Origin of the sequence: Streptomyces sp. W16 (assembly GCF_033194735.1) — a bacterium.
GTDB lineage: Bacteria > Actinomycetota > Actinomycetes > Streptomycetales > Streptomycetaceae > Streptomyces.
This window is the reverse complement of sequence record NZ_JAWOAI010000625.1, coordinates 1-5,037: the sequence shown is the minus strand read 5'-3', so window position 1 is coordinate 5,037 and position 5,037 is coordinate 1. Positions and strand designations below refer to the sequence as shown.

Genomic DNA, 5,037 nt, shown 5'->3' with positions numbered 1-5,037 from the left:
CGCGGTGGCCACCGTCCCCCTGTGCACGGTGGCCACCGCGCCCGCGCCGTGCGGCGAGAGCGCCGGCACTCCGCCGAGACCGGCGGACTGCCGTACCGGTCGCCCAAACCATCGCCGTGCGGGAAGCACGGGGGCAACGAATTCGAAGGTGTTCTAAGTGGCCCCGGCAGGGGTTTGTCATCGATCCAGCAGACGCAGGCCCAGGGACGTCGCCGAGTGCCGTACGAACTGGCCGTCCCGATGGCTGGCGATCAGACCTCCGTCGCGCAGCACACCGAGCTGGTAACTGGCGCTGGGCAAACCGATGTTGGCCGCCGAAGCCACCTCGGACGTCGTCCGAGCCCCATGGCTGGCCAGATGCGCCAGCACGGCCGTCCGGGTACGGCCGAGCAGCCGCTCCAGCCCGTCCTTGCCCGCGCGGACGATCTCCAGGGGCTGTTTGGCCACCGGGTAGACGAGCACAGGCCCGAGCGTGGGGTCCGCGAGGCCGGTGGGCCTGCGCCAGCAGAAGTAGGACGGGACGAGCAGCAGGCCCCGGCCCTCCAGGTGCAGTTCGCGGTCGACGGGATAGTCCACCTCCAGCACGGGAGCATGCCAACGGGCGTGCGGGCGCAGGCTGTCGAGGAGGGCGGAGGTGCCGCCGTCGAGGAGCGCGCGTGAGCGCAGCTCGACATCGTCACCGACGGCGGTCTGGACGCGGGGCCAGTACGGTTCGAGCAGCGTCCCGCAGGACAGTTCCAGGGCTCGCGTCAACGCCCCCAGGGCCTTCGTGCCCGACCTGTCGAGGGTCGAGACCCACGACGGCAGCGGACGGGACTCGGCGAGCCGGGACAGCTCACGGGTCAACCGGGTGCGGGAGGTGGCCCGTACCTCGTCGAGACCGCCGGCCAGACCACCGCCCGTGACGGACGGCGTGAGGAAGTCGGGGATGTAACCCGCCGGAGGAATCAGCGTCTGCAACGGCAGCAGGGCCCGCCTGGCCCGCGGATCCTTGGCCAGCCCGTGGCGCACCGAACGGCGCCAGTGCCCGAATTCGAGCGCCCCCTGCCGGCTGTCCAACCGGCAGACACCACACACGAGTTCCCACAGCGCATGAGGTTGGCGGGCGACCCGGATGTTCTGCAGGTCCCGTGAGGTGAAGTGAATACGGAGCATGCGGCCTCATTCCCGCGCGAGGTCAGTGCGCGTGATCGGTGGGGGGCCACGCCCGCACGAAACCGGCGCGCCACTCATGGTGACGACTGAGAGGCTCGCTTGGTTGTCGTGCCGGGCTTCAGTTCCCACCCCGCTCACGCGGAATCTTCTGCCCCGCTTCGACGGCCACCGGCAGGCGGTTCTCCGCCGGCGGCAGGGGGCAGGTGGCCAGGTCCGTATAGGCGCAGGGGAGGTTGGCCGCGCGGTTGAAGTCAAGGACGACCGTGCCGTCGGCGGCGGGCGGGGCGAGCGCGAGGGCCCGGTTGGCGGCGTAGGTGGTCACTCCGGAGGTGGCGTCCGTGAAGAGGACCAGCAGCCCGCCCGGCCCACGCCCGGGGAACGCGGTCAGGGTCAGTGGGTGCCCGTCCAGTTCGAAATCGACCCGGCCCGGGGCGTCGTACACGTGCTCCAGGCCCTCGACCGCCGCGCCCACGGTCGTCGGGCGCGGGGTCTCGAAGGCCGTGTACCGTCCCCGCACCACCCAGCGGGGATCCGGCGCGTAGGCGGGGGTACCGGCGAAGGCGGCGCGCAGCGGCGCGTCCGGGTGCCGGGGCCGGACGATGTCGTGCCCGCCGCGCCTGGCCACCTCGATCACGGCGTCACCCCAGACCGCGTCGACACCGCCCCGCTCGGGCAGCACGCCGAAGCGGTGCTCACCCCGCACGGGTGTTCCCCCTACGACGAGTTCCTCACCGTCGTCGAGGGCTACGGCGACCCCGGCGGCGTCGGTCCACCAGGCACCCGGCGCGTCCGGGAACCGCTGCGGTCGGTCGTCGAGCCAGTGCAGTCCGGTGATCGCCAGGAATCCGTGCGGGGCGGCGAGCCGTTCCTCCTGACCGCGGTACCACTCCAGCCATTCCTGGGCGAAGGCCTGCAGATCCGTCGCGGTGAGATCAACGGTCATGATCACTCCTTCGTCGCACGAGGCTCGGCCTCGAAACGGGGTCGTAGCAGTACCAACCCCGGCCGCCGGGCGGGGGATTCCGGCCCGTGTGTGACAGCTTTGTGTCGGGATGGCGCACCTGCCCGATGACCGGGACTCCGACCGGGCGGCCAAGGCGACTGCCGACGAATCAGGTCCGCTCACTCACGAATTGCTCGATCTTCAGGTCGGTGAGCGAGTCCATCGCGTCCAACTGCTCGGCGGCAGCGACGAGTTGATCGTATTCGGCGCGGTGGATCGGAATACGGAAGCATTCGATCACGTGCGCGAGATCGTCCAGGGCCATGTCGGTCTCGTCGTTCTCGACCAGTTCGACGACCGTGGCCAGTGACCTCGCGGGTCTCGCATCGACGACCGCACGCCGCGCGAGGCTCTCTGCGACCGAACGGATCAGCGCCTCGGGTGAGTTGGGCGCGTCGATGTGACGGGGCTGTTCTCTCCTCCTGCGAATTCGCAAGTCAGCCGACCTCGTTGACCTTTCCCGTCGCTACGATCACACCGCCCGCGTTGCGGATGACGTGGGCCTCGCCCTCGTTCAGGCCGAGGACCGCGCACACGTTGAGTCACGCGTCCATGCGAAGGTCGGCACCCCAGCAGTCAACCCTCCACCGACGGAAACTGGCAAGCGACGGTCGGCCGCAGCGGCCTTCCGGGCCGCGTCGCGATCTACGACTCCAGGAGCAACGGTATGAGCACCTTCCCCACCGCGCGAGACGTCAGGACCACGCCCGAAGGGCTGCTCTGGGAACCGAGCCAACGCTGGGTCCGAGGCCTCAAGGACGACGTCACCGTCGTGGACAGCAGGCACCCCGTCCTCGTCTGGGAGCCGGGAGTTCCGGTACCGCTGTACGCCTTCCCGCACCACGAGGTCCGCGAGGACCTGCTCCGACCCGCGAAGAACCCCCCGACCGGCACACACACCGGATCACGCGTCTTCTACGACCTCGAAGTCGACGGCCGGCTGGTGGAGAACGCGGCCTGGACCTTCCCCGCGGAGGACCTGGCCGGGCACATCGCCTTCGAGTGGTTCCGGCGGGTCGGGCGAGGCCTGGACCACTGGTACGAGGAGGAGGAAGAGATCTTCATCCACCCCCGCGACCCGCACAAAAGGGTGGACGCCCTCCCCAGCAGCCGTCACGTCCGGGTCGAGATCGACGGCACGGTCGTCGCCGACACCCACCGTCCGGTCCTCCTCTTCGAGACCGGACTACCGACCCGGTACTACATCCCACGCGAAGACGTCCGCCTGGACCTCTTCGAACCGACCGACCACAGCACGGGGTGCCCCTACAAGGGGACCGCCACGTACTGGTCGTGGCGGAGCCGGGCCGGCGGTCCAGGTGTCCCGCCGAACATCGTCTGGAGCTACCCGGAACCGCTGCCCGCGGTGGGCGCCGTCAAAGACCTGCTCGCCTTCTACAACGAGGCGGTCGACATCGCCGTGGACGGCGAAGTCCTGGAACGCCCCGTCACTCCCTTCACCGAGACGCTGGCTCAACTTGGTCGCGATTGAAGCCCTGTTGGCGTGAGCCGAAGTGAATCGCGGCTCACCGGGCAGTCGTCCCTTGGTACATGAGGGAAAAGTAGAAGAGAGAAGAGATGAAGCAGGCGCCGAAACGCACGGTGCTCGATCTGACCGCGGTGCAGGTGGTGGCGAGTGCGCTTGCCACCGTGGTGGGCGCGGTGCTGGCGTCCTTGCTGGGGGTGACCGGGACGATCATCGGCGCCGCCGTGGTCAGCACCAGCGCGACCACCGGTGCCGCGGTCTTCCAGCACGCTTTCCGGCGGACGGGTGAGGGGATCCGCCGGCGGGTGCCCGCGGTGGCGATGGCTCTCACACCGAGTGAGGAGCGGGCGGTTCAACGCGCGGACGCCCGGGCGGCGTTCGCCCTGCCCGACGACACCCCGGCCGGTGCGACGACATCGATCGCCACCCCCTCCGACGAAGAGTCGGTGACCACCTGTCGGAGCGGTTCCTTCTGGAAGACCGTCGGCTGGAAGAAGTACGCGCTGGCGACAGGCCTGGTGTTCGCCCTGGCGATGGTCACGGTCACCGTGGGCGAGCTGGTCATGGGCAAGCCGATAGCCGCCGCGGTGCGGAACGAATCGGGCAACGGCACGTCGATCGGCGGCGGTTCGGCCGGGACGCCCGCTCCCGCGCACAGCCCGACACCCACTCCGCTCGCGACCAGCGGTGCGGGGTCACAGACGGGCGGCTCGGCCGCGCCCTCCGCGAGCGTGAAGCCGGACACGAGCTCCAGTTCCCGCGCCGGCGCCGGTCAGAGCTCCGGCTCCAGCCCCGAGACCTCCGCGTCGACCGTGCCGTCCGCGAGCAGCAGCGCCGTCAACAGCGCCGACGCCACTGCTCGTTGAGCCCCCGCTCCGGCTGAGCGGAGGCTGTCGTACGACGGTGGCCGACCCTACTGAGGTGTCCGGTTCGCCTCGGCCGGCGTCCGGTCGTCGGGACGATCGGGAAGGGCGAGCTGCCTGCTGAACCTCCGTGCGGTGAGGAGCGCGAGCAGGGCCGTGAGTGCCGCCAGCGCGGCGAGGGCGGCCATCAGCCCCGCCAGCCAGGGCGGCGCGGCGGTGATCCGCAGCGCCTGGGACAGCCGCGTGGAGTGGAACCGGCCGTCGAACAGCTGGATCGCCGCAAGCGCGGCCGGCACCACCATGGATACGGCGAGCACGGGCAGCCCGCCGTGCAGAACCAGCGCCGGTGCCAGCAGGACGCACAGGATCGAGACCCCGAGCGCGAAACCGTAGGCGGCACCTGAGGCCCCGTCGCGGTGCAGCGGGAAGTAGGAAAGCCCGCACAGGACGAGCGCCGCCGCCGCGAACAGCCGGGGCCAGAGCGGGAGTTCGGCGCGCCGCGGCACCGTACGCGGAGGCCGTGGACGGCG

General features: G+C 70.5%; 5 protein-coding genes and 1 pseudogene. 2 read left to right on the top strand and 4 right to left on the bottom strand.

The features are described 5' to 3' along the window. Positions 1-177: 177 nt before the first annotated feature. The 3 genes from R6V09_RS45555 to R6V09_RS45545 all read right to left on the bottom strand — a co-directional run bounded on the left by R6V09_RS45555 (position 178) and on the right by R6V09_RS45545 (position 2,594). Positions 178-1,155: an ArsR/SmtB family transcription factor gene (locus tag R6V09_RS45555; protein WP_317887358.1), complete on the bottom strand. Its 978-nt coding sequence runs from the start codon at positions 1,153-1,155 to the stop codon at positions 178-180. Between the two features lie 118 nt (positions 1,156-1,273). Continuing rightward, the gene (locus R6V09_RS45550; protein WP_317887357.1) at positions 1,274-2,098 is read right to left on the bottom strand and encodes a DUF1684 domain-containing protein; all 825 of its coding nucleotides are present in this window, start codon (positions 2,096-2,098) and stop codon (positions 1,274-1,276) included. Positions 2,099-2,267: 169 nt separating this feature from the next. After that, positions 2,268-2,594: a hypothetical protein gene (locus R6V09_RS45545; protein ID WP_317887356.1), complete on the bottom strand. Its 327-nt coding sequence runs from the start codon at positions 2,592-2,594 to the stop codon at positions 2,268-2,270. 231 nt (positions 2,595-2,825) lie between these two features. Here R6V09_RS45545 and R6V09_RS45540 point away from each other — a divergent pair, with 231 nt between their 5' ends. Together R6V09_RS45540 and R6V09_RS45535 are read left to right on the top strand one after the other, a co-directional pair. Next, the gene (locus R6V09_RS45540; protein WP_317887355.1) at positions 2,826-3,650 is read left to right on the top strand and encodes a DUF427 domain-containing protein; all 825 of its coding nucleotides are present in this window, start codon (positions 2,826-2,828) and stop codon (positions 3,648-3,650) included. Between the two features lie 86 nt (positions 3,651-3,736). Then, the gene (locus tag R6V09_RS45535; protein ID WP_317887354.1) at positions 3,737-4,510 is read left to right on the top strand and encodes a hypothetical protein; all 774 of its coding nucleotides are present in this window, start codon (positions 3,737-3,739) and stop codon (positions 4,508-4,510) included. Between the two features lie 47 nt (positions 4,511-4,557). Here the strand turns inward: R6V09_RS45535 and R6V09_RS45530 are convergent. Continuing rightward, positions 4,558-5,037 (bottom strand): annotated as a pseudogene (locus tag R6V09_RS45530) (hypothetical protein); the annotation flags it as partial.